This window comes from Malikia sp. (genome assembly GCF_028687635.1).
Lineage (GTDB): Bacteria > Pseudomonadota > Gammaproteobacteria > Burkholderiales > Burkholderiaceae_C > Malikia.
Window position 1 is genome coordinate 176,696 of sequence record NZ_JAQTZS010000004.1, and the last position, 23,823, is coordinate 200,518.

The window sequence follows — 23,823 nt, forward strand, 5'->3', positions numbered from 1 at the left end:
TCGCCGCCTGCCCCTCCTGGGCAAACAACCAAGGATAGCATGTGGGACTTGTCGCCCAGCTTACGGCGCGAAGAACTCTGGTCCGGTCCGCGCCAGGCTTCAGGCCCGGGCCGCGAAGATCTCGCGTACCCGTTCCAGGTCGGCTTGCGTGTCCACCCCCGGGCCAGGTGCCTGGTCGCAGATATGGACCGCGATGCGCTCGCCATGCCAGAGCACGCGCAGCTGCTCCAGCGACTCGCATTGCTCGGTCGGGGCGGGTTCCAGGCCGGGGAAGGCCTTGAGGAAGCCGACCCGGTAGCCGTAGATGCCGACATGGCGCAGCGGCAGCGGGCTTTGCGGCAGCTCCACGATGCCTTCGCTCCAGGCCTCGGCCATGCCGTCGCGCCACCACGGAATCGGCGCGCGGCTGAAGTACTGCGCCGTGCCGAGGCGGTCCAGCACCACCTTGACCACGTTGGGGTTGGCGAATTCGGCCGCGTGTTCGATCGCGTGCGCGGCCGTGCTCATGACACAGTCGGGGCGGCGCTGCAGTTCGGCGGCGACCGCCTCGATCAGCGCCGGGTCCATCAGCGGCTCGTCGCCCTGCACGTTGACGACGATGGCGTCGTCGGGCAGGCCCAGCAGGGCGCAGGCCTCGGCCAGCCGGTCGCTGCCGCTCGGGTGGTCGGCGCGCGTGAGCAGGGCGTCAACGCCGGCCGCGCGGCAGGCCGACAGGATCTGCTCGTCGTCGGTCGCGACCACGCAGGACTGGGCGCGGCTCAGGCGCACCCGTTCGGCCACGCGCACGATCATCGGCTGGCCGCAGATGTCGGCCAGCGGCTTGTTGCGCAGCCGGCTCGATGCCAGCCGGGCCGGGATCAGCACATGGAAGGGGGGCGCGTCGCGGCTCATGCGGCGGGGCTTTCGCTGCGCGGCAGGCGTTCGAGTTCTTCGTCGCTGAGTTCGCGCGCCTCGTTTTCCAGCAGGATCGGGATGCCGTCGCGCACCGGATAGGCCAGGCGGGCGCTGCGCGAGACAAGCTCCCGCGACTCGCGCAGGTAGATCAGGGGGCCCTTGGTGACGGGGCAGACCAGCAATTCAAGGAGTTTGGCGTCCATGACGGGATGATAGTCGCTCCCGGGCCCGCTCCAGCGCGCGGTCGAATTCGTTCCAGAACGCGGCCTCGGGCGTCTGCACCAGCGGCACCGCCCAGACCGCAAGCTCCGGCTGCCCGCTCAGCAGCGGAAACAGCTTGACCGCGTCCTTCTCGGTGCAGAACCAGCGCCTGCCGGGGCGATGCCCGGCCAGCAGCGTCGCGAGCAGGGCAGGGCCGTCGGCATGGTCGGGTAGCGCGAGTTCCTGCTGCGGCGCCAGACCGCGCGCGCGCAACATCTCGAAGAAGCGCTGCGGCTGCGCGATGCCGGCCAGCGCACCGGTCTCGACGCCTTCTGCCAGGGCCAGTTCAGCCAGCGTGCATCGCAGGCCTCGGGCATCGACCGCCTCGGCCGCGAGCTCGCGCCTTGCCGCATGGACCGAGCCGCCTGGTCGGGCGGGCAGCAGCGGCGGCAGTTCGACGCCGGGGCGTGCGGTGCGCAGCACCAGCAGCTCACCCGCGCCATCGCCCCAGGGGCGTGCCGGCCAGGGTTCGCGCAGCAGCCCGGCCGGCAGCAGCCAGCCGTTGCCGGTGCCGCGCTCGTCGAACACCACCACGGTCAGGTCGCGCGCCAGCGCCCAGTGTTGCATGCCGTCGTCGCAGATGACCAGGTCAACCTCGGGGTGGCGCGCCAGCAGCAGGCGGCCGGCTTCGGCGCGCCGGCGCCCGACCACCATCGGTGCGCCGGTCGCGCGCGCGATCAACAGCGGCTCGTCGCCCGCCTCGCGGCTGCTGCTGTCGGGGGTGATCTCCAGGCAGCCGTCGCCCTCGCGGCCGTAGCCGCGCGAGATCACGCCCGGCGTCCAGCCCCGGGCGCGCAGATGGCGCAGCAGCGCGATCACGGTCGGCGTCTTGCCGGCGCCGCCCACCACCACGTTGCCGACCACCAGTACCGGAACCGGCAGCCGCTCGCTGCGCTTGCATCCAGTCCGGTAGGCCAGGCGTCGCAGCCCCGTCAGCGTCGCATAGAGCTGTGAGACTGGCCAGAGCAGGGCGGCCAGCGGGCCGCGGCGCAGCCAGGCCTGTTGCAGTCTTGCCGACAAGCTCAATTCCCCTGCGACTGGCGGGTGGCGAACACGATGCGTTCGAGCCCGCTGCGGCGCGCCGCGTCCATGACCCGGATCACGGCCTGGTGGCTGGCCGCCTCGTCGGCGCTGATGACCAGCACCGTCTCCTGGCCGCTGTGCTGGCGTGCGGCTTGCACCAGGGCCTGGGTCAGCGCCTCGCTGTCCTGGCCGGCCAGCGGCTGGCGGTCGAGCGCGTAGCGGCCGTCGGCTGCCACCGCCACGACCAGCTCATGCGGGCGCTGCTGCTGTGCATCGGCCTGGGCCACTGGCAGCAGGACCTGCAGCTCGCTGTAGCGGCTGTAGGTCGTGGTCAGCATCAGGAAGATCAGCACCACCAGCAGCACGTCGATGAAGGGGATCAGGTTGATCTCGGGGTCCGGGCTGCCCCGGTCGAAGCTCGATTTTCTGAAGTTCATTGGGTTTCCCATGGGATGGGGTTTGCCGGCAGGCGGTCCTTGATCGAGCAGATTATCCCGGCTTGCCTCGGTTCAGGTCACGGTCTGGTTCCGGTGCTGTACCACCCGGCCGTTGCGTTGTTCCATTCCGTGACAGTTGTCACTTCCTGAACTCTGGCACTGGCCGCGGCTTTCACTCTCGGTTTGTGCGATGAGTCAATCGAATCAATGGCTTGCCATGCCTGTCCAGGCTGGCACGGAACTTGAAGAGATACAGCGCCACCAGGCACATTGCTCCATCCGCAACGCACAAAGAGGAAGACAAGATGATCTACGCAGCTCCCGGCACCGAAGGCGCCCCGATTGCCTATCAGGCCCAGTACGACAACTTCATCGGCGGCCGCTGGGTGGCCCCGGTCAAGGGCGAGTATTTCGACGTGATCACCCCGATCAACGGCCAGGTCTACGCCCGCGCCGCGCGCTCCGGCGCCGAGGACATCGAGCTGGCGCTGGACGCCGCGCATGCCGCCGCCGACGCCTGGGGCAAGACCAGCCCGACCGAGCGCGCCAACCTGCTCAACAGGATAGCCGACCGCATCGAAGCCAATATCGAGCGCCTGGCCTACGCCGAGACCGTCGACAACGGCAAGCCGATCCGCGAGACGCTCAACGCCGACATCCCGCTGACGGTCGACCATTTCCGCTACTTCGCCGGCTGCGTGCGGGCGCAGGAAGGCGCGCTGTCCGACCTCGACGAGAACACGGTCGCCTACCATTTCCACGAGCCGCTCGGCGTGGTCGGCCAGATCATCCCCTGGAACTTCCCCATTCTGATGGCGGCCTGGAAGCTGGCGCCAGCGCTGGGCGCGGGCAACTGCGTGGTCCTGAAACCGGCCGAGTCGACCCCGATCAGCCTGCTGATCCTGGTCGAGCTGATCGCCGACCTGCTCCCCGCTGGCGTGCTCAACGTGGTCAACGGCTTTGGCCGCGAGGCCGGCATGCCGCTGGCGACCTCCAAGCGCATCGCCAAGATCGCCTTCACCGGATCGACTTCCACCGGCCGCGTGATCGCGCAGGCGGCGGCCAACAACCTGATCCCGGCCACGCTGGAGTTGGGCGGCAAGTCGCCCAACATCTTCTTCGCCGACGTGATGGACAAGGATGACGGCTTCCTCGACAAGGCGATCGAGGGCCTGGTGCTGTTCGCCTTCAACCAGGGCGAGGTCTGCACCTGCCCCTCGCGCGCGCTGATCCAGGAAAGCATCTACGACAAGTTCATGGAGCGTGTCCTCAAGCGCGTGGCCGCGATCAAGCATGGCAACCCGCTCGACACCGACACCATGATGGGCGCGCAGGCCTCCAAGGAGCAGCTGACCAAGATCCTGTCCTACCTCGACCTGGGCCAGCAGGAAGGCGCCGAGCTGCTGATCGGCGGCGGCCAGGCCCACCTCGGTGGCGACCTCGAAGGCGGCTACTACGTCCAGCCCACCCTGTTCAAGGGCCACAACCAGATGCGCATCTTCCAGGAGGAGATCTTCGGCCCGGTGCTGGCCGTCACCACCTTCAAGGACGAGGCCGAGGCGCTGGCGATCGCCAACGACACGCTGTATGGCCTGGGCGCCGGCGTCTGGAGCCGCAACGGCAACGTGGCCTACCGCATGGGCCGCGCGATCAAGGCCGGCCGGGTCTGGACCAACTGCTACCACGCCTATCCGGCGCACGCGGCCTTCGGCGGCTACAAGGAGTCGGGCATCGGGCGCGAGAACCACAAGATGATGCTCGACCATTACCAGCAGACCAAGAACCTGCTGGTCAGCTACAGCGAGAGCAAGCTCGGCTTCTTCTGAGCTTTCAGCGGCGCTGCGCGCACAGCTGCTGCGCGAAGCGCTCGGTCGCGATCTCGAGCTGCAGCAGATGCGCGTCGGCGAGCGCGCGCAGGTGGCGCCAGCAGACCAGCGCCGGAATCGCCACCAGCAGGCCGAAGGCCGTGTTGTAGAGCGCGATCGAGATGCCATGGGCCAACTGGGTCGGGTCGCCGCCGCCCGGCGTCAGGCCGGCGGTGCCGCTTTGCGAGCCGAAGATCTCGATCATGCCGATCACCGTGCCGAGCAGCCCCAGCAGCGGCGCGGCGGAGGCGATCGTGCCCAGCGCGGTCAGATTCTGGTGCAGCCGGGCCGCCGCCAGCCGGCCGGCCGACTCAAGCGCCGAACGCAGCTCGGCCTCGCTCGCGCCGGGGTGGCGCTGCAGCGCGCGCCAGCCGCTGACCAGCACGGCGCCCAGCACCGAATGATCCTCGAACTGCCGCAGCACCTCGGGGGCGGGCAGGCCCGCGCGCGCGGCCACCAATAAGGCCTCCTCGAGCACGCCGGGCGGCGCCACGCGCGATGCCCTCAGGCTGATGAAGCGCTCCAGTGCCAGCGCCAGGCCCAGCACCGAGCAGGCCAGCAGCGGCCAGATCGGCCAGCCGGCCGCTTCCAGGATAGACAGCAATTCGATACTCCTCGTGACAGGCGTGGCGGGTTCCTGTGTGGTGCGCCGTGATGATTTTGCTGATTATGTCCCGTTTGCCCGTGGCGTCCGCAAGGCCTTGTTTGTTTCCTACAATCATCGACTGTCATCCACACCAACCCAAGGAAGCACAGATGGAACACACCCTGCCCGCACTGCCCTACGCGATCGACGCGCTGGCCCCCCATTACAGCCAGGAAACCCTGGAGTACCACCACGGCAAGCACCACAATGCCTACGTGGTCAACCTGAACAACCTGCAAAAGGGCACCGACTTCGAGAACATGGACCTCGAGTCCATCATCAAGCAGTCCAGCGGCGGCATCTACAACAACGCGGCCCAGATCTGGAACCACAGCTTCTTCTGGAACTGCATGAAGCCCAACGGCGGCGGCGAGCCCACCGGCGCGCTGGCCGAGGCCATCAACGCCAAGTTCGGCAGCTACGCCGCCTTCAAGGAAGCCTTCGTCAAGTCGGCCGTCGGCAACTTCGGTTCCGGCTGGACCTGGCTGGTCAAGAAGGCTGACGGCTCGGTCGACATCGTCAACACCGGCGCCGCCGGCACCCCGCTGACCACCGAGGACAAGGCCCTGCTGACCGTCGACGTCTGGGAACACGCCTACTACATCGACTACCGCAACCTGCGTCCGAAGTTCGTCGAGACCTTCCTCGACAAGCTGGTCAACTGGTCGTTCGCCGAAGCCAACTTCGCCTGATCGGCCGCGCGCGTGTCCGTCACGCGCAGCTGACAAGAAAACCCGCAGCCTGCGACGGCCTGCGGGTTTTTTTTGGGTCGCCGGCTGGATGCCGGCTTGAGGCTGGCCGCGCCGCCTTCAGGGCTGGCTTGGCCGGAACGGCGCGCCGCCGAGCTTGAAGCCGGCCAGGATGCCGCGCCTGGCGAACCAGCCCTGCTGCATCTCCAGCACGAAGCGCACCGGCTGGGCCGAGCAGTGGTTGGCCTCGCTGTGCGGCTGCATGTCGGCCAGGTTGACGATCCTGCCGTCGTCGGCGACGAAGGCCGCCGTCAGCGGCAACAGGGTGTTCTTCATCCAGAAGCACTGCACGGCCGGCTGCTCGAAGACGAACAGCATGCCCTCGTTGAGCGGCATCTGCTGGCGCCACATCAGGCCGATGCCGCGCTGCTGGGGCGTGGCCGCGACCTGGGCATCGATCAGGTGCATGCCGGCCTGGATCTGGGTGTGTGGCAGCCCGCTTTGCGGGGTCTGCGCCCGCGCCAACGGCTGCGCGCCCAGCCCGAGCGCCAGCGTCAGGGCCAGCAGGCCGCGCCGCGCCAGACCCGCGTCCGGCAGCCGTTGACGATTCGCCCCGGTGGGCGTGATGGCGGGAGTTTCGAAGACGATGCGCTGGCTCATGGTGCCGTGATCTTACCTGCCGTCGGCGAAATCGGTCGCCGGCCACTCTTCTATAAGATGCAAGACTTTTCCGCCATGTGATTTGTGGCTAGAATTTGAGGCTGACTTCCCCCGAAGCCGCTTGTGCGGCCTGGCCCACCGGTCCGGCACGCCGTTTCACTGCTCCACCCCTGAGCTCGCACCCTTAAGAGGACGCTATGTCTGACAAATCCAAGATCATCTACACGCTGACCGACGAGGCGCCGCGCCTGGCGACGGCGTCGCTGCTGCCGATCGTCCGCGCCTTCGCACAACCCGCCGGCGTCGAAGTCGCCGAGGCAGACATCTCCGTGGCCAGCCGCATCCTGGGCGAATTCCCGGACTTCCTGACCGAAGCGCAGCGCGTTCCCAACACCCTGGCCGAGCTGGGCAAGAAGACGCTGCAGCCCGATGTCAACATCATCAAGCTGCCCAACATCTCGGCTTCCGTGGCTCAGCTCAAGGCCGCCATCAAGGAGCTGCAAGACAAGGGTCATGCGGTGCCCGACTTCCCGGAGCAGCCCAAGACCGAGGAAGAAAAAGCCATCCGTGCCCGCTACAACAAGTGCCTGGGCTCGGCCGTGAACCCGGTGCTGCGCGAAGGCAACTCCGACCGCCGCGCGCCCAGGGCCGTGAAGGAATACGCGCGCAAGCACCCGCACAGCATGGCCGACTGGAGCCCGGCTTCGCGTACCCATGTGTCGCACATGCACGCTGGCGACTTCTACCATGGCGAGAAGTCCATGACGCTGGACCGCGCGCGCGACGTCAAGATGGAGCTGATCACCAAGAGCGGCAAGACCATCGTCCTGAAGGAAAAAGTCTCGCTGCTCGACCGCGAGATCATCGACAGCATGTTCATGAGCAAGAAGGCGCTGCTGGCCTTCTATGAAAAGGAAATCGAGGACGCCCGCAAGACCGGCGTGATGTTCTCGCTGCACGTCAAGGCCACCATGATGAAGGTCTCGCACCCGATCGTGTTCGGCCACTGCGTCAAGATCTTCTACCGCGAAGCGTTCGAGAAGCACGGCAAGCTGTTCGACGAACTCGGCATCAACGTCAACAACGGCATGGTCGATCTGTACAACAAGATCGCCACCCTGCCGCAGAGCCAGCAAGACGAGATCAAGCGCGACCTGCACGCCTGCCACGAGCACCGCCCCGAGCTGGCGATGGTCGACTCGGCCAAGGGCATCACCAACTTCCACTCGCCCAACGACATCATCGTCGACGCCTCGATGCCCGCGATGATCCGCAACGGCGGCAAGATGTGGGGCGCCGACGGTCGCCTGAAGGACGTCAAGGCCGTGATGCCGGAGTCGACCTTCGCGCGCATCTACCAGGAGATGATCAACTTCTGCAAGTGGCACGGCGCCTTCGACCCCAAGACCATGGGCACCGTGCCCAACGTCGGCCTGATGGCGCAGCAGGCCGAGGAATACGGCTCGCACGACAAGACCTTCGAGGTGCCCGAGGACGGCGTGGCCAACATCACCGACCTGAACACCGGCGAAGTGCTGATGAGCCAGAACGTCGAGGCCGGCGACATCTGGCGCATGTGCCAGGTCAAGGACGCCGCGATCCGCGACTGGGTCAAGCTGGCCGTCAACCGGGCGCGCAACTCCGGCATGCCGGTCGTGTTCTGGCTCGACGCCTACCGCCCGCACGAGGCCCAGCTCATCACCAAGGTCAAGATGTACCTGCATGAGCACGACACCACCGGCCTGGACATCCAGATCATGAGCCAGGTGCGCGCGATGCGCTACACCCTGGAGCGCGTGATCCGCGGCGAGGACACCATCAGCGCCACCGGCAACATCCTGCGCGACTACCTGACCGACCTGTTCCCGATCATGGAACTCGGCACCAGCGCCAAGATGCTGTCGATCGTGCCGCTGATGGCCGGCGGCGGCATGTACGAGACCGGCGCCGGCGGCTCCGCTCCCAAGCATGTGCAGCAGCTGGTCGAGGAAAACCACCTGCGCTGGGATTCGCTCGGCGAGTTCCTGGCGCTGGCGGTCTCGCTGGAAGACCTCGGCATCAAGACCGGCAACGCCCGCGCCAAGCTGCTGGCCAGGACGCTGGACGCGGCCACCGGCAAGCTGCTCGACAACAGCAAGGGTCCGTCGGCCAAGACCGGCCAGCTCGACAACCGCGGCAGCCAGTTCTACCTGGCGCTGTACTGGGCGCAGGAACTCGCCGCGCAGACCGAGGACGCCGAGCTCGCCGCCAAGTTCGCGCCGCTGGCCCAGACCCTGGCCGACAACGAAGCCAAGATCGTCGAGGAGCTCAACGGGGTCCAGGGCCAGCCGGCCGACATCGGCGGCTACTACCTGCCCGACGCCGCCAAGCTCGAAGCCGTGATGCGCCCGAGCGCGACCTTCAACGCCGCGCTGGAGCTGGTCAAGGCCTGATCGGTCCGTGACCGAGCCGGCGTCCTGGTGCCGCCGGCCGCCAAGAAACCGGCGTCGCCAGACGGCCGGTTTTTTCGTGCCCATCAAACTTTCGCCACGGCTTGAGGCGTTCTTGCGCAAGCTCGGGATATTCTCGTATGAAACTGGTTCCCGACGAAAAAAACCTGCCGCGCCTCCACCGGATCGGCACCCTGGTGATCGTGCTGCTGCTGGTCCTGCTGCTGGCGGGCCTGTTCGCCTGGCAAGGCTGGCGCGTCCATCGCGAGGCGCTGCATAACATCGAGCAAGCGTCGCAGCAGCAGATCCAGGCCCGACTCACCAGCGAAATGGACAGCGTGCGGGGCGCCATCGACTTCACGCGCTCGCAGACCGAGGCGGCGCTGCGCCGCAGCCTGGTCGACCAGGTTGATGTCGCCCATGGCGTGGCCGAGGGCATCCACGCCCGCGAGTCCGGCCGCCGGCCGCGGTCCGAGGTCAAGCAGCTGATCCTGGAGGCCTTGCGTCCGGCCCGTTTCTTCGACGGGCGCGGCTATGTGTTCGTCAACGACATGCAAGGCTACATCCGGCTGCTGCCACCCAAACCGGAACTGGAGGGCCAGTCCAACCGGCAAAACCGGGACGATTGGGGTCAGCCCGTCATGGGCAGCCTGATCGAAGCCGCGCGCCAGCCGCGCGGCGAGGGCTGGGCGCGCTACCGCTGGTATCCCTCCGACGACCCCCGGCAGATGAAGGACAAGCTGTCCTATGTGCGCCATTTCGAGCCCTACGATTGGCTGATCGGCGTCGGTGACTACCTGCACCACTGGGAGGGCTACCAGCGCCGCGAGGCGCTGTCCCGGCTGCGCGCCACCCGCTTTGGTCGCACCGGTCATGTCGGGGTTTCCACGCTCGATGGGGTGACCCTCCTGACCCCTTCCACTCCCGAGCTCGAGGGCAAGCCGATGGGCGAGCTCCCCGAGCTGGAGTCGGAATCGGTCGAGCGCATCATCCGCCTGGCGCGAGACGGAGGCGGCTTTCTGAACTACGGCTGGCGCGATCCCCAGTCCCGTCAGATCATGAACAAGACCGCGCTGGTCCGGGCCTACCAGCCCTGGGGCTGGGTGCTGGTCGTCGCCATGCTCGACGACGAGCTGATGGCGCCGGTCAAGCAGGAGCTCGGGCAGCAGCGGTTGCTCGGGCGCGAGCAGGCCATGGGGCTGCTGTGCGTGCTGCTGGCCGCGGCCCTGCTGACGCTGGGCGGATCATGGCTGTTCTCGCGCTGGTCGGGGCGGCTGTTCCAGGCTTACCACCGCCGCAATCTGGAGCAGCAGCAGGCGCTGCGCGAAAGCGAGCATCGCCTCAATACCATTCTCGACAGCGTCGATGCCTCGATCTTCATCAAGGGGCCGGACTACCGCTTCCTTTATGCCAACCGCAAGCTCTGCGAGGAGCTGGGCTTGCCGCTGTCGGCCATCGTCGGACGCGAGGACCGCGAGCTGCTCGACCCCGAGCGCGCCCGGCAGGTGCGCCAGATCGACCGCCGCGTGTTCGAGCGCGGCGAGCGCGTCGCCAGCGAATGGGTCGGCGAGCTGCGCGGGCGCAGCGTGGCGCTGGCCACCGTCAAGCTGCCCCTGCGCGACGTCAGCGGGGGCATCTACGCCCTGTGCGGCGTCACCACCGACGTCAGCGAACGCCAGCGTGTCGAGGTCGTGCTGGCGCAGGCGCGCGATGTCGCCGAGGCGGCCAACCGCGCCAAGTCCGACTTCCTGTCCAACGTCAGTCACGAGCTGCGCACCCCGCTCAACGCCATCCTGGGCATGCTGCACCTGACGGCGCAGACGCCGCTGTCGCCCCAGCAGACGGACTACCTGCGCCAGGTGCAGCTCGCCAGTCGCCAGTTGCACGGCATCATCATCGACATGCTGGATTACGCCAGCCTCGACAGCGGCCGGCTGGAGCTGCAGAGCGGGGATTTCGTGCTGGGCGAGCTGCTCGACCAGCTGGCGCAGCGGCTGGCCGGCGAGGCCGCCACCAAGGACCTGGGCTTCACGCTGGCCGTCGATGCCGGAGTGCCGGTCCAGCTGGTCGGCGATCCGCAGCGGCTGAGCCAGGCCTTGCACCATTACCTGGCCAACGCGATCAAGTTCACCGAGCAGGGCGCGGTCGGCCTGCGGGTCAGGCTGCTGCAGCGCGACGTCGACCGCGTGCGGCTGCGCTTCGAGGTCAGCGACACCGGCATCGGCATCGACGAGGCAAGACGCCAGCGACTGTTCCAACACCTGGAGCAGGGCGATGCTTCGAGCACGCGCCGCTACGGCGGGGCCGGACTGGGTTTGGTGCTGGTCAAGCAGCTGGCCGAGCTGATGGGGGGCGAGGCTGGCTGCGACAGCCAGCCCGGTCGCGGTTCGACCTTCTGGTTCACGGCGTGCCTGGGCCAGACCAGCCACCCGGTCGCCGCCCGGGAGGAGGCCGCCGCTTATCGCTGGCCTCACGCGGCGGCCCCAGCGGCACCCGCTGTCGAGCCGGTCGCTGGGGTGGCCCCCATGGGGGTGCCCGATGACCCCGCCTGGTCGGCCTTGCGCGAGCGGCTGCTGAGCCTGTTGCGCCACGACGACGTCGACAGCCTGCAGTTGTTCGAGCAGCAGGAGGACTTGCTGCGCGCGGCCCTGGGCGAACGCCACCGGGCCTTGGCGCAGGCCATGCGCAGCTACGATTTTCCGGCGGCGCTGGCGCTGCTGGAACAGTCCTGAGTGCCTCGCCACGCCCGTGGCCTGGCGCGCCCCATTGCAATAGCCGTGCCGCTGATCCGTGCAAAGTCGCGCCCGGGCTCTAAAATGACAGCCAATGAGAATTCTTCTTTGTAACGACGATGGTTACCAGGCTGCTGGCATCAGCGCCTTGTACGAGGTGCTGGCCTCCTTTGCCGAGGTCGATGTGGTCGCGCCCGAGCAGAACAACAGCGCCAAATCCAATGCGCTGACGCTGCACACCCCGCTCTATGTGCAGCGCGCGCCCAACGGCTTTCGCCATGTCAACGGCACGCCGGCCGACTGCGTCCATATCGCGCTGACCGGCCTGCTCGGCTACCGGCCCGATCTGGTGGTCTCGGGCATCAACAACGGCGCCAACATGGGGGACGACACGATCTACTCGGGCACGGTTGGCGCCGCCATGGAGGGCTATCTGTTTGGCGTGCCGGCGATCGCCTTTTCACAGGTCGAGCGGGCCTGGGCGCATCTGGAGGCGGCCGCCGAGCGCGCGCGCGAACTGGTGCAATCGCTGGAGCCGTCCATCGCGGCGCTGAGCCGGCAGGCGCAGGCCGACGCGGCGCCAGGAGCGGGCCAGGGACTCAAGCCCTGGCTGCTCAACGTCAACATTCCCAACCTGCCGCGCGAGCAGATCAAGGGTTTCAAGGTGGCGCGCCTGGGCCGCCGCCATGCGGCCGAGCCCGTGATCCAGCAGCTCAACCCGCGCGGCGAAACCATGTACTGGATCGGCGCGGCCGGCCCCGCGATGGATGCCAGCGAGGGAACGGACTTCCACGCCACCCGCGAGGGCTATGCCTCGCTCACGCCGTTGCAGATCGACCTGACCGACCATGCTCTGCTGCCGTACTGGGCGCAGACAGCGGCCCGGCTGTCGCGCCTCGACTCGCTGGCACGGGGCGACGCGGCATGAACCCGCACTCAGCGCAGCCCAAGCCCCACAGGCCGGATTCTGTGGCGGCCCCGACCCGGCCCAGGCCGGCCTTCCCGGTTCGTCTGGAAGGCATCGGTGCGCCAGGGCCGATAGCCCGGCCGGTGCCGGCCGCCCCGTCGGGCGTGACGACGGCGGCACGCTACCCGGCGGCGGCATCGGTGCCGACCGGGTTGGGGCTGGATTCCAGCGCCGTGCGCCAGGCCATGGTCACCCGCCTGGCGGCGCAGGGCCTGTCCCATCCGGCCGTGCTGCAGGCGCTGGCGGCGGTGGAACGGCACCGTTTTGTCGATTCCGCGTTGGTCAACCAGGCTTACGAGGACACCAGCTTGCCGATCGGTCTGGGTCAGACCATCTCCAAGCCCAGCGTCGTCGGGCGCATGCTTGAGTTGTTGCTGGAGGGTCGCGCCAGCCCGCCGGGCCGCGTGCTCGAGATCGGAACCGGTTGCGGTTACCAGTCCGCGTTGCTGGCCCGACTGGTGCGCGAGGTCTACAGCCTGGAGCGTTTGCGCGGCCTGCACGACAAGGCGCGCGACAATCTGCGGCCCTTGCGCTTGCACAATGTGCACCTGATACTGGGTGACGGCATGCTGGGCTATCCCCGGGGCGCGGCCTACGACGCGATCCTCTCGGCGGCCAGTGGCGAGTTCATCCCGCAGGCCTGGCTGGACCAGCTCGCCCTCGGTGGTCGATTGGTCGCACCCGTTGCGCAGGCACCGGGCCGGCAGAGCCTGGTCGTGGTCGACCGGACCGCCCAGGGCTTTGTCAGGACCGTGCTGGAAGCGGTCCACTTTGTCCCCCTAAAATCCGGGGTTGCCTGACCATGCGGTCGGGCGCTTCTCATTTCAAGCAGAGGTTTTCCGATGGAGCGAATGGTTCCGCATAGCGGCGCGCTGGCGCCGCAACATGCCGTGATGGCCCGCTGGCCGCTGCAACTCGCGCTGGCGGCCGGCCTGTCCCTGCTGGCGGCCTGTACCACCACCAGTCTCGACCAGCACGCGCCCGTGACCGACAGGTCTTCCGGCTCCGCGTCTTCTTCCGTATCTCAGGCCGCGTCCCTGCCGCCGGGCCAGGAAAATGCCGGCAAGCCGGGCTACTACATTGTGCGCCCGGGCGATACGCTCACGCGCATCGGTCTCGACAGTGGTCAGAGTCCACGCGACCTGGCGCGCTGGAATGCCCTGGAGAATCCCAATCTGATCGAGGTGGGGCAGGTGTTGCGCGTCGTGCCACCGCTCAAGGAGCCGGCCGTTCCCGCTCCGGGCGTGGTGGCCGTGGCGCCGGCCGCGGATGCGCGCGTCAAGCCTCGCCCGTTGAACGGCAAGGGGACCGAGCCCGCCGCCAAGTCCGCCAGCGCGGAGCCTGTTGCCAGGTCTGCCGCCGCGAGCGCGCCCGCCAATGGCGAAGAGCTCGGTTTCTCCTGGCCCAACAGCGGCGCCTTGCTTGATCGCTTCGATGAGACGCGCAACAAGGGGGTCGATATCGCCGGCAAGGCCGGCGATCCGGTGCTGGCGGCCGCCGACGGCCGTGTGGTCTACGCCGGCTCGGGCCTGCGCGGCTACGGCAACCTGATCATCCTCAAGCACAACAACACCTACCTGACCGCCTACGCCCACAACCAGATCCTGCTGGTCAAGGAAGACCAGAACGTGCGCCAGGGCCAGAAGATCGCCGAGATGGGCAGCAGCGACGCCGACCGCGTCAAGCTGCACTTCGAGGTGCGGCGCCAGGGCAAGCCGGTCGATCCGCTCAAATACCTGCCTTCCCGCTGAAACTGATCCGTTCCGTCAGACTTGCTCATTCATGTGCAAACATGAACAAAGCTGACTTCCTGCTTCGCCGAGGCCGGTTTCGCCTTGGTCTTGCGACCAAGGCCAGAGCCTTCCTCTCCACAGGCTGACACGGTGGAACTCACCGCCATGTTCTTGAGATTCACTGCCGCGTTCACGTCGCGGTCGTGGGTGGCGCCACAGTGCGGGCAAGTCCACTCACGCGCCGACAGCGGCAGTTCGTCGAGCTTATGCCCGCAGCCCGAACAGGTCTTGCTGCTGGGATACCAGCGATCGGCGACGATCACCTGCCCGCCACGCCTCGCGGCCTTGTAGTCCAGCTGCCGCCGGAACTCGAAGAATCCCATGTCGGCAATCGAGCGGGACAGGCGCCGGTTCCTGACCATGCCCTTGACGTTCAGGTCCTCGATGCCGATGGTGTGGAAGCGGCGCGTGAGGTCCGTCGTGAGCTGATGTAGCGCGTCCGAGCGGATGTTGGCGATACGGGCATGCAACTTCGCCAGCCTGGCCCTGGCCTTCTTTCTATTGGCTGATCCCTTCTGCTTGCGCGACAGACTCCTGGATAGCTGGCGCAAGCGGTCCAGCAGCGCCTTGTGCGGCTTGGGGCCAGGAATGCTTTCCCCCGTCGAGAGCGTCGCCAACGCCTTGACACCCAGATCCACACCCACCGCGCCTTGGTTCTCGGCTTGGGGCAGAGGTGAATCGTCCTGGGTATCGACGGCAAGGCTGACAAACCAGCGATTCGCCACGCGCGAAACCGTGGCTGACAGGACTTTGCCAGCGAAGCGCAACGCCTCGCGCATCCGTACCCAGCCCAGGTTGGGGATACGGATGCGTGAACCGTCGAGACCGAACTGGTTGTTGCTGAGCGTGAAGCGGTCGTGCTGGCCTTTCTTGCGAAACTGCGGATACTTGGCACGCCCGGCGAAGAAGTTCTGGAACGCCTGGCCCAGCTGGATGATCGCCATCTGCGGCGCGTTCTTGGTGACTTCGAGCATCCAGGGAAACTGCTCGCGCTTGACGGAGTTGAGCTGGCGGCGCAAGGCAGCCTGGGAGGGCTTGGAAAGCGTCGGATCCAGTTTGCAGGCCTCGTACTGGCGCTTCCACTCGGCCAGCGCCCAGTTGTAGGCGAAGCGCGCCACACCCGCCGCGCGGGCCAGATAGGTGGCCTGTGCGTTGTTCGGATCGAGAGCGATCTGATGCGCGATCAGCATGGCGGCATAATTCTGGCACGAACCCGCACGGTTTGAACCGGGCTGCGGTTCTTCTCGTCATGCCGCTACAGTGCGTGAGCAGGTATGAGCATGAAAGAGAAGAATTGAGCAGATTTTACGGTAACTGAATGAAACCCTGATGGAACAAGAAAACCTGCAAGCCGCCGAACCGGCGGACAAGCCCGCGCTGCCCGAGGGCTGGCTCGAAATCACCTCGATGGACCTCGACGCCCAGGGCGTCGCGCGCAAGCCCGACGGCAAGGTCGTCTTCATCGATGGCGCGCTACCGACCGAGATCGTCAGCGCCCAGACCACGCGCAAGAAGAACCAGTGGGAGCAGGCGCAGCTGACCGAGATCCACCGCGAGTCCTCGCTGCGCGTGGCGCCGCGCTGTCCGCATTTCGGCCTGCACGCGGGCGCCTGCGGTGGCTGCAAGATGCAGCACCTGGAGCCGTCGGCCCAGGTCGCGGTCAAGCAGCGCGTGCTGGAGGACAACCTCTGGCACCTGGGCAAGGTCAAGGCCGAGAGCCTGCTGCGCCCGATCGCCGGTCCGGCCTGGGGCTACCGCTACCGCGCCCGCCTGTCGGTGCGCTACGTGCACAAGAAGGGCGAGGTGCTGGTGGGCTTCCACGAGCGCAAGAGCCGCTACGTCGCCGACATGCGCGAGTGCCATGTGTTGCCGCCCCATGTCAGCGCCTGGCTGCTGCCGCTGCGCGCATTGATCCACGGCATGGAGGCGCGCGAGACCTGCCCGCAGATCGAGCTGGCCTGCGGCGACGCGGTTACCGCGCTGGTGCTGCGCCATCTGGAGCCGCTGTCGGCGTCCGACCTGCTGCTGCTCAGAGAGTTCGCGCTGCGCCACGGCGTGGATGGACAGGTGATCCAATGGTGGCTGCAGCCCAAGGGGCCGGACACCGTGCATCTGCTCGACACCGAGCCCGCGCCGGTGCCGCTGGCCTACGCCTTGCCCGATTTCGGCATCGAGATGCCGTTCAAGCCGACCGACTTCACCCAGGTCAACCCGCATATCAACCGGGTGCTGGTCGCGCGCGCGCTGCGCCTGCTCGCAGTCCAGCAGGATGAGCGGGTCATCGACTGGTTCTGCGGCCTGGGCAACTTCACGCTGCCGCTGGCCACCCAGGCCAAGGAGGTGCTGGGCATCGAGGGCAGCGAGGCGCTGGTGGCGCGCTCGCGCCAGAACCTGGAGCGCAACCAGGCCCGGCGCGGCGGCCTGGCGCCGACAAGTTTCGTCGCGCGCAACCTGTTCGAGATGACGCCCGCCATGCTGGTGGCCGACGGCCACGCCGACAAGTGGCTGGTCGACCCGCCGCGCGAAGGCGCGTTCGCGCTGTCCAAGGCGCTGGCCGACATCCACCAGGCGCGCATCGGCGCCGAGGGGGCCGAGCCCTTGCCGCCCGAGGCCGAACAGGCCGCAGGCTGGGTCTTCCCCAAGCGCATCGTCTACGTCAGCTGCAATCCCTCGACGCTGGCGCGCGACGCGGGCCTGCTGGTGCATCAGGCCGGCTACCGCTGCACGGCGGCGGGCGTGGTCAACATGTTCCCGCACACCGCCCATGTCGAGAGCATCGCGGTGTTCGAGCGCGCCGACTGAAGCGCTTCGGGCTTATCGGCGATTGCCCGGGCCTGTCACGCGCAGGCTTCTGCTGAGCTGAAAACGGAAAAGGCCTGGAGCAAGCTTCCAGGCCTTTTTTGCTGGGGACCGTCAGGCATTAGCCAGACGGCAGACCCGGATCAGTCGCGTTCGCCGCCGAAGATGCCCAGCAGCGCCAGCAGGTTCTGGAAGATGTTGAACAGGTTCAGGTAGATCGCCAGCGTGGCGGTGATGTAGTTGGTCTCGCCGCCGTCGATGATGCGCTTGAGGTCAACCAGCAGGAAGGCGCTGAAGATGGCGATCGCCATCGTGCTGAGCACCGCCATCAAGGCGCTGCTGCCGACGAAGACGTTGACGATGCCGCCTACCAGCAGCACCAGCACGCCGACGAACAGCCACTTGGACAGGCCTTCGAGGTCACGCTTGATCGTGCTCGCCAGGCTGGCCATGACCAGGAACACACCGGCGGTGCCGCCGAAGGCGGTCATGATCAGCTCGCCGCCGTTGCGAAAGCCCAGCACATGGGCGATCATGCGCGACAGCATCAGGCCCATGAAGAAGGTGAAGCCCAGCAGCACGGCCACGCCGGCACCGCTGTGCTTGGTCTTCTCGATCGCGTACATGAAGCCGAAGGCGCCGGCCAGGAACACGATCATGCCCAGACCGCCGCCCAGGTACGCCGTGATGCCGGTCGCCACGCCGATCCAGGCGCCCAGCACGGTCGGCAGCAGGCTCAGCGCGAGCAGCCAGTAGGTGTTGCGCAGCACCTGATTGCGCTGCGCGCCAGAGACGGCGCCGCCGAAGCGGCCAAAGGTGTCGGGGTAACGGTTCATGGTGGGTGATGGTTCCTTGAAAATGAGGTTGCCACTCATTCTAGGGCAGGTCGCCAGCGGGCGTCAGGGCTCGGTGACAAAGCCGAGCTTGGTGAGGCCCGCGCGCTGTGCCGCCGCCAGCAGCTGCGCGACGCGCTCATAGGGCACCGCCTTGTCGCCCCGTATATGCAGCTCGGGCTGCGGCTGCCGCAGCGCGGCGGCGGTCAGTCGCTCGCGCAACGCCTCGTCGCTGACCGGCTCGCGGTTCCAGTGGTATTGCCCCTGCGCATCGACCGTGAGGTCGATCGTGACGGCCTGCCGTTGACTTGGAGACGCCGCTGCCTTGGGCAGGTCCACCTTGACCGCATGGTTGATCACCGGGAGCGTGACGATGAAGACGATCAGCAGCACGAGCATCACGTCGATCAGCGGGACCATGTTGATCTCGCCGAGCAGCTGGTCGTCGTCCTGGTCGTCGAATTGGCCGAAAGCCATTGCAGTCTCCTCAGTTGCGGACGGCGGGATGGCGGCCGGCCTCGACGCGCGCGCCGGTCACGAAGTAGGCGTGCAGGTCGTGCGCGAAGCGGTTGAGCCGGTGCAGCACGCGCTTGTTGCCGCGCACCAGCGCGTTGTGGCCCAGCACGGCCGGGATGGCGACCGCCAGCCCGAGCGCGGTCATGATCAGCGCCTCGCCGATCGGGCCGGCGACCTGTTCGATGCTGGCCGATCCGCCTTGGCCCAGCGCCATCAGCGCGTGGTAGATGCCCCAGACGGTGCCGAACAGGCCCACGAACGGCGCGGTCGACCCGATGGTGGCCAGCAGCGACAGGCGCGACTGCAGCTGCGCCGTGCAGTCGTCGATGGTGTTGCGCAGGGCGCGCGTGATCCATTCGCTGACGTCGACGCTGTCACGCAGCGGCGCCGGTGACTCGCCGGCCAGATGCAGCAGATGACTGGTGGCATCGCGGCCGGCCTGTGCCAGCAGCCGGAACGGGTTGTCCGCATCGTCGCCGAGTCTTGCCAGCCCGTCCTGGAAGTCCTGGCCGCGCCAGAATTCCTGGCAGCGCGCCGTCCGCGCGCGCAGCCGCCTGAGGTCGAGCAGCTTGACGATGATCACGATCCAGCTCGCGATCGACATGGCCAGCAGCGCGAGCGCGACCGCCAGCGTGACCCAGTCGCCCTGTTGCCAGACATGGGCCAATCCGAATTTGCTTTCCATATGGTGTTTCTACTCCAGCACGAACTGTAACGGCACCTCGGTCCACATGGCTTCGGGCAAGCCCGCGCGCTTGCCCGGCACGAAGCGCCAGCGCTGCACCGCCTGCAGCGCGGCGCGATCGAGCCGGTCGAAGCCGCTGCCGCGCCCGATCTCGACCTTGGCCGGCCGGCCGTCGGCCTCGACCCAGACCCGCAGCATCACCTGGCCTTGCTCGCCCAGGCGGCGGCTCATCGGGGGGTAGGCTGGCCTCGGATTGTCGAGGTAGTCAGCGCTTGAATCGGGCCGCTCGATTCGGGTCGCAGCGGAGGCTGGCGCCTGTCCAACGGCGGTTCTCTGTCCATGGCCGGACTCCTGATCTGTTGGCCTGTGCAGGGTTGCTGCTGCGGCCTGCTGCGCTGTCGATGGGGACGCAGCCACGGTGTTGGCCTTACTTGCCGCGTCCAGGCTGGCGGCGGCTGGTTGAGAGGGTGCGGCAGCAAGAGCAGGCGTCACATCCGGGCTGGCGCTGGCTGGCTGCGGCTGGGAGGAGGTCCGAGCGGTGGCCATGGCAGGAGCCGGGTGTGAGGCCCGGTCAGCCGCTGGCACTGGCCTAGTGTTGCGGCCTGCAGGCAGCACGGCAGCCGCTGCCACCGTGGCTGGCGCCAGCACGCTGACTTCGATCAGAGCAGGGCGTGGTGCCGGCAACGGGGTGCGCGCAGGCTGGCCGTTCCAAAGCAGGCCCAGCAGCAGGGCATGCACCGACAGCACAGCCAGTGTCGTCAGTTGGTTGCGCCTGGCGCGCTTGCTGCCCAACGCCGCAGCCGGACCGGTCTTGACGAAGTGGGGGCTGGCGGGCAACATGAGCAGGCTGATCATCAGTAGCTCCGTGAAACCTCCCCCTACAGGGGGAGGAGGAAAGGAGCGCAGCCGACAGGCTGCACATGGGGTTGAGATTGTCGATATAGTATGTGCATGAAGCGCACACATCTTTTCTTGCCAGAGCCAGATCTGCTGGCTCTTCGCGCCCTGTCCGACAAGACCGGGCTGTCCGTGGCCGAACTGGTCCGCCGCGCCATCGACGAGTACCTCAAGCGCCAATGACCACCCAGGTTTACCGCTACTGCGTCAAGTCCCTCAACGGACTGCTCAACCAGCAGGCGCGCGCGGTGAACCACGTCTGGAACTTCTGCAACGACACGCAGGGGCACGCGCTCAAGTGGCGCAAGCCTTGGCCCACGGGCTTTGACCTGAACAAGCTGACCAGTGGCAGCAGCAAGGAACTCGGGCTGCACTCGGGCGCTGTGAATGCGGTCTGTGAGCAGTACGCCAAGTCGCGCCAGCAGTTCAACCGTCCGTACCTGCGCTATCGCGGCCGGCGCACGCTGGGCTGGGTGCCGCTCAAGGGTCGGGACTTGAAGCGCGAGGGCGATGCCTTCCGGTTTGCAGGCAACACCTTCCGCGTGTTCAACAGTCGCCCGCTGCCCGAGGGCAAGATCAAGGACGGCACCTGCTTCTCGCAGGATCGGCGCGGCAACTGGTTCCTCAACATCGTGGTGGAAGCGGCCGATGTACCGGTTCGCACGCCCGAGCGCGGCGTCGGCATCGACCTCGGCCTGAAGGATCTGGCCACGCTGTCCACGGGGGAGAAGATCGAGCACCCGCGCTTCTTCCGGGAGCTGCAGACCAAGCTCGCCAAGGCCCAGCGGGCGCGCAAGAAGCGGCAAGCGACGAACATTCACGCCAAAATAGCCAACTGCCGGATGGATTTCCTGCACAAGGCCAGCACGGATATCGTGCGCCGCTTCGACTACATCGCTGTGGGCAACGTCAGCAGCAGCAAACTGGCCAAGACCAGGATGGCCAAAAGCGTCCATGACGCCTCCTGGCATTCCTTCAAGCAGATGCTCGCGTACAAGTCGGTTGCGAATGGCGCGTGGTACGAAGAAGTGAATGAAGCGTTTTCTTCCCAAGTCTGCTCGAACTGTGGCGCTCTGCCCGATTCGAGGCCGAAAGGTATCGCAGACCTTGGAATAAGGCGCTGGACCTGTTCGGCATGTGGCTGTGAGCATGATCGTGATGTGAATGCCGCGAAAAATATCCTGAACAAGTCAAGCGCCCGCTCGGGGCATCGAGCGCCTGCAGAGGGAATCCCCTGTCTTTAGGCAGGGGAGGATGTCAAAAGCTCAGTCTTTCATTGCCGGTCGCGCTGTCAGCGAGCCAAGCCTGGACTCGCGTGCGTGGCGTTGGCTATCGCCATGATTGTATCTATCAATCGCTGGGTCTCATAGTTTCGAGCTATGATTCACTCCGTCGCCAAGACACAGTTCAACCTCTGACAACCAAAGGATTCACGATGTCCCTGATCAACACCCAAGTCCAGCCGTTCAAGACCCAGGCTTTCCACAATGGCCAGTTCGTTGACGTCACCGAGCAGTCCTTCCACGGCAAGTGGTCGGTCGTGATCTTCATGCCGGCGGCCTTCACCTTCAACTGCCCGACCGAGATCGAGGACGCGGCCAACAACTACGCCGAGTTCCAGAAGGTCGGCGCCGAGGTCTACATCGTCACCACCGACACCCATTTCTCGCACAAGGTCTGGCACGAAACCTCGCCGGCCGTCGGCAAGGCCCAGTTCCCGCTGGTGGGCGACCCGACCCACGCCCTGACCAATGCCTTCGGCGTGCACATCCCCGAAGAAGGCCTGGCCCTGCGCGGCACCTTCGTGATCAACCCCGAAGGCAAGATCAAGACGATGGAAGTGCATTCGAACGAAATCGCCCGTGACGTCGGCGAAACCCTGCGCAAGCTCAAGGCGGCCCAGTTCACCGCCGCCCACCCCGGCCAGGTCTGCCCGGCCAAGTGGCAGGAAGGCGCCGCCACCCTGACCCCGTCGCTCGACCTGGTCGGCAAGATCTAAGCCATCATTTCCTGACGGCCCGGCGCCCTGGTGGCGCCCCGAAGCCGGACTGCGACAGGGATTTTTCTGCCCTGCCGTCCGGCTTTTTCATTTCTGTAAATTTATCAAATTAAAAAGGTATCGCCATGCTCGATCAAGCACTCAAGACCCAGTTAGCCGCTTACCTGGAGCGCGTGACCCTGCCGTTCGAGCTGGTGGCCTCGCTCGATGGCAGCGAGACCGCGCGGCAGATGCGCGAGCTGCTCGAAACCATCCAGGGCCTGCGCGCCGACAAGATCAGCCTGCGCCTCGATGGCCAGGACGCACGCAAGCCTTCTTTTGCCCTCCAGCGTCCCGATGGCAGCCTGAACCTGCGTTTCGCCGGCCTGCCGCTGGGCCATGAATTCACCTCGCTGGTGCTGGCGCTGCTGTGGGCCGGTGGCCATCCCCCGAAGGCCGAGCAGGCGGTGCAGGAGCAGATCCAGGCGCTCGACGGCGACTTCGAGTTCGAGGTCTATATGTCGCTGAGCTGCCACAACTGCCCGGACGTGGTGCAGGCCTTGAGCCTGATGGCGATCCTGAACCCCAAGGTCAGGACCACGGTGATCGAGGGCGGCGCCTTCCAGGCCGAGGTCGAGCAGCGCCAGGTCATGGCCGTGCCGATGGTGCTCCTCAACGGCGAGGTGTTCGGCGCGGGTCGCATGACGCTGGAAGAGATCGTCGCCAAGCTCGACACCGGCTCGGCCGCGCGCGAGGCCGCCAAGCTCAGCGAGAAGGCCCCCTACGACATGCTGATCGTCGGCGGTGGCCCGGCTGGCGCGGCCGCCGCGGTCTATGCGGCGCGCAAGGGCATCCGCACCGGCGTGGCCGCCGAGCGCATGGGTGGCCAGACCAACGACACGATGGCGATCGAGAACTACATCTCGGTGCTTGAGACCGACGGCCCCAGGTTCGCCGCCGCGCTCGAAGCCCAGGTGCGCCATTACGGCGTCGATGTCATGAACCTGCAGCATGCGGTCAAGCTGCTGCCGGCCGAGACCGAGGGCGGCCTGATCCAGGTCGAGCTGGCCAACGGCGGCGTGCTGCGCAGCCGCAGCGTGGTGTTGTCGACCGGCGCGCGCTGGAGGAACGTCAACGTCCCCGGCGAGCAGGAATACAAGAACAAGGGCGTGGCCTACTGTCCGCATTGCGACGGCCCGCTGTTCAAGGGCAAACGCACGGCGGTGATCGGTGGTGGCAACTCAGGGGTCGAGGCGGCGATCGACCTGGCAGGCATCGTGGCCCATGTGACGCTGATCGAGTTCGCCGACCAGCTCAAGGCCGACGCCGTGCTGGTGGCCAAGCTCAAGAGTCTGCCAAACGTTACCATCCTGACCAACGCCCAGACCACCGAGATCACCGGCGACGGAGCCAAGGTCAACGGCATCAAGTACAAGGACCGCGCGACCGAGGTGGAACACCTGGTGCCGCTGGAAGGCATCTTCGTGCAGATCGGCCTGGTGCCCAACACCGAGTGGCTCAAGGGCACGCTTGAGCTGTCCCGCTTCGGCGAGATCGTGATCGACGCCAAGGGCCACACCAGCCTGCCGGGCGTGTTCGCGGCCGGCGACTGCACCACGGTGCCGTACAAGCAGATCGTGATCGCGGCGGGCGAGGGCGCCAAGGCGGCCCTGTCGGCCTTCGATCACCTGATCCGGATTCCGGCAGCGGCCTGATATA

At 66.9% G+C, this 23,823-nt stretch carries 23 protein-coding genes; 12 read left to right on the plus strand and 11 right to left on the minus strand.

Going from position 1 to position 23,823, the window contains the following annotated elements:
* Nucleotides 1-99 precede the first annotated feature (99 nt).
* From kdsB to PHR85_RS04700, 4 genes are read right to left on the minus strand one after another with little or no spacing between them, the layout of a single operon-like run.
* Entirely contained in the window at nucleotides 100-891 is a 792-nt protein-coding gene (gene kdsB, locus PHR85_RS04685; protein ID WP_300051095.1) for a 3-deoxy-manno-octulosonate cytidylyltransferase, read from the minus strand.
* Complete coding sequence (locus PHR85_RS04690; RefSeq protein WP_300051098.1) at nucleotides 888-1,097, minus strand: Trm112 family protein; 210 nt, start codon at nucleotides 1,095-1,097, stop codon at nucleotides 888-890. The genes kdsB and PHR85_RS04690 overlap by 4 nt, the downstream gene beginning before the upstream one ends.
* Nucleotides 1,078-2,181 (minus strand): tetraacyldisaccharide 4'-kinase, encoded by a 1,104-nt coding sequence (gene lpxK, locus PHR85_RS04695; RefSeq protein WP_367278703.1) that lies wholly within the window; start codon nucleotides 2,179-2,181, stop codon nucleotides 1,078-1,080. The genes PHR85_RS04690 and lpxK overlap by 20 nt, the downstream gene beginning before the upstream one ends.
* Nucleotides 2,178-2,615 carry a biopolymer transporter ExbD gene (locus tag PHR85_RS04700; RefSeq protein ID WP_300051103.1) on the minus strand — a complete coding sequence of 146 codons (438 nt, stop codon included), beginning with the start codon at nucleotides 2,613-2,615 and terminating at the stop codon, nucleotides 2,178-2,180. Before PHR85_RS04700 ends, lpxK begins: the two co-directional genes overlap by 4 nt.
* 305 nt (nucleotides 2,616-2,920) lie before the next feature.
* On the opposite strand from PHR85_RS04700, the gene PHR85_RS04705 reads away from it, so the two are divergent.
* Entirely contained in the window at nucleotides 2,921-4,441 is a 1,521-nt protein-coding gene (locus PHR85_RS04705; protein WP_300051106.1) for an aldehyde dehydrogenase family protein, read from the plus strand.
* Between the two features lie 4 nt (nucleotides 4,442-4,445).
* Here the strand turns inward: PHR85_RS04705 and PHR85_RS04710 are convergent, their stop codons facing one another.
* Nucleotides 4,446-5,084 (minus strand): MotA/TolQ/ExbB proton channel family protein, encoded by a 639-nt coding sequence (locus tag PHR85_RS04710; RefSeq protein ID WP_300051109.1) that lies wholly within the window; start codon nucleotides 5,082-5,084, stop codon nucleotides 4,446-4,448.
* Nucleotides 5,085-5,236: 152 nt separating this feature from the next.
* Here PHR85_RS04710 and PHR85_RS04715 point away from each other — a divergent pair, with 152 nt between their 5' ends.
* The gene (locus PHR85_RS04715; protein WP_300051112.1) at nucleotides 5,237-5,818 is read left to right on the plus strand and encodes a Fe-Mn family superoxide dismutase; all 582 of its coding nucleotides are present in this window, start codon (nucleotides 5,237-5,239) and stop codon (nucleotides 5,816-5,818) included.
* Nucleotides 5,819-5,935: 117 nt separating this feature from the next.
* Here PHR85_RS04715 and PHR85_RS04720 read toward each other — a convergent pair whose 3' ends face one another.
* Nucleotides 5,936-6,475: a DUF192 domain-containing protein gene (locus PHR85_RS04720; RefSeq protein WP_300051115.1), complete on the minus strand. Its 540-nt coding sequence runs from the start codon at nucleotides 6,473-6,475 to the stop codon at nucleotides 5,936-5,938.
* Between the two features lie 197 nt (nucleotides 6,476-6,672).
* On the opposite strand from PHR85_RS04720, the gene PHR85_RS04725 reads away from it, so the two are divergent.
* From PHR85_RS04725 to PHR85_RS04745, 5 genes are all read left to right on the plus strand, one after another.
* Nucleotides 6,673-8,907 (plus strand): NADP-dependent isocitrate dehydrogenase, encoded by a 2,235-nt coding sequence (locus PHR85_RS04725; protein WP_300051118.1) that lies wholly within the window; start codon nucleotides 6,673-6,675, stop codon nucleotides 8,905-8,907.
* 137 nt (nucleotides 8,908-9,044) lie between these two features.
* Nucleotides 9,045-11,636 (plus strand): cache domain-containing protein, encoded by a 2,592-nt coding sequence (locus tag PHR85_RS04730; RefSeq protein ID WP_300051120.1) that lies wholly within the window; start codon nucleotides 9,045-9,047, stop codon nucleotides 11,634-11,636.
* A gap of 94 nt (nucleotides 11,637-11,730) precedes the next feature.
* Nucleotides 11,731-12,564 carry a 5'/3'-nucleotidase SurE gene (gene surE / locus PHR85_RS04735; protein ID WP_300051123.1) on the plus strand — a complete coding sequence of 278 codons (834 nt, stop codon included), beginning with the start codon at nucleotides 11,731-11,733 and terminating at the stop codon, nucleotides 12,562-12,564.
* The gene (locus PHR85_RS04740) at nucleotides 12,561-13,403 is read left to right on the plus strand and encodes a protein-L-isoaspartate(D-aspartate) O-methyltransferase (protein ID WP_300051126.1); all 843 of its coding nucleotides are present in this window, start codon (nucleotides 12,561-12,563) and stop codon (nucleotides 13,401-13,403) included. Before surE ends, PHR85_RS04740 begins: the two co-directional genes overlap by 4 nt.
* Before the next feature lie 93 nt (nucleotides 13,404-13,496).
* Nucleotides 13,497-14,354, plus strand: coding sequence for a peptidoglycan DD-metalloendopeptidase family protein (locus PHR85_RS04745; RefSeq protein ID WP_300051206.1), 858 nt, complete (start codon nucleotides 13,497-13,499; stop codon nucleotides 14,352-14,354).
* Nucleotides 14,355-14,383: 29 nt separating this feature from the next.
* Here the strand turns inward: PHR85_RS04745 and PHR85_RS04750 are convergent, their stop codons facing one another.
* Nucleotides 14,384-15,586 carry an RNA-guided endonuclease TnpB family protein gene (locus PHR85_RS04750; RefSeq protein WP_300051129.1) on the minus strand — a complete coding sequence of 401 codons (1,203 nt, stop codon included), beginning with the start codon at nucleotides 15,584-15,586 and terminating at the stop codon, nucleotides 14,384-14,386.
* Nucleotides 15,587-15,725: 139 nt separating this feature from the next.
* On the opposite strand from PHR85_RS04750, the gene rlmD reads away from it, so the two are divergent.
* Nucleotides 15,726-17,198: a 23S rRNA (uracil(1939)-C(5))-methyltransferase RlmD gene (gene rlmD / locus PHR85_RS04755; RefSeq protein ID WP_300051131.1), complete on the plus strand. Its 1,473-nt coding sequence runs from the start codon at nucleotides 15,726-15,728 to the stop codon at nucleotides 17,196-17,198.
* A 140-nt stretch (nucleotides 17,199-17,338) separates the two neighbouring features.
* Here rlmD and PHR85_RS04760 read toward each other — a convergent pair whose 3' ends face one another.
* From PHR85_RS04760 to PHR85_RS04775, 4 genes are all read right to left on the minus strand, one after another.
* Nucleotides 17,339-18,031: a Bax inhibitor-1 family protein gene (locus PHR85_RS04760; RefSeq protein WP_300051133.1), complete on the minus strand. Its 693-nt coding sequence runs from the start codon at nucleotides 18,029-18,031 to the stop codon at nucleotides 17,339-17,341.
* Between the two features lie 63 nt (nucleotides 18,032-18,094).
* Nucleotides 18,095-18,505 carry a biopolymer transporter ExbD gene (locus PHR85_RS04765; protein WP_300051136.1) on the minus strand — a complete coding sequence of 137 codons (411 nt, stop codon included), beginning with the start codon at nucleotides 18,503-18,505 and terminating at the stop codon, nucleotides 18,095-18,097.
* A 10-nt stretch (nucleotides 18,506-18,515) separates the two neighbouring features.
* Nucleotides 18,516-19,229: a MotA/TolQ/ExbB proton channel family protein gene (locus PHR85_RS04770; protein ID WP_300051139.1), complete on the minus strand. Its 714-nt coding sequence runs from the start codon at nucleotides 19,227-19,229 to the stop codon at nucleotides 18,516-18,518.
* A gap of 9 nt (nucleotides 19,230-19,238) precedes the next feature.
* Nucleotides 19,239-20,084 carry an energy transducer TonB gene (locus PHR85_RS04775; protein WP_300051141.1) on the minus strand — a complete coding sequence of 282 codons (846 nt, stop codon included), beginning with the start codon at nucleotides 20,082-20,084 and terminating at the stop codon, nucleotides 19,239-19,241.
* A gap of 96 nt (nucleotides 20,085-20,180) precedes the next feature.
* Here PHR85_RS04775 and PHR85_RS04780 point away from each other — a divergent pair, with 96 nt between their 5' ends.
* The 4 genes from PHR85_RS04780 (at nucleotide 20,181) to ahpF (ending at nucleotide 23,819) form a co-directional block, all read left to right on the plus strand.
* A complete protein-coding gene (locus PHR85_RS04780; protein WP_300051143.1) occupies nucleotides 20,181-20,309 on the plus strand; it encodes a ribbon-helix-helix protein, CopG family in 129 nt (42 codons plus the stop codon).
* A complete protein-coding gene (locus tag PHR85_RS04785; protein ID WP_300051146.1) occupies nucleotides 20,306-21,370 on the plus strand; it encodes an RNA-guided endonuclease TnpB family protein in 1,065 nt (354 codons plus the stop codon). The genes PHR85_RS04780 and PHR85_RS04785 overlap by 4 nt, the downstream gene beginning before the upstream one ends.
* 191 nt (nucleotides 21,371-21,561) lie before the next feature.
* Nucleotides 21,562-22,125 carry an alkyl hydroperoxide reductase subunit C gene (ahpC, locus tag PHR85_RS04790; RefSeq protein WP_300051148.1) on the plus strand — a complete coding sequence of 188 codons (564 nt, stop codon included), beginning with the start codon at nucleotides 21,562-21,564 and terminating at the stop codon, nucleotides 22,123-22,125.
* Nucleotides 22,126-22,250: 125 nt separating this feature from the next.
* The gene (ahpF, locus tag PHR85_RS04795; protein ID WP_300051150.1) at nucleotides 22,251-23,819 is read left to right on the plus strand and encodes an alkyl hydroperoxide reductase subunit F; all 1,569 of its coding nucleotides are present in this window, start codon (nucleotides 22,251-22,253) and stop codon (nucleotides 23,817-23,819) included.
* Nucleotides 23,820-23,823 lie beyond the last annotated feature (4 nt).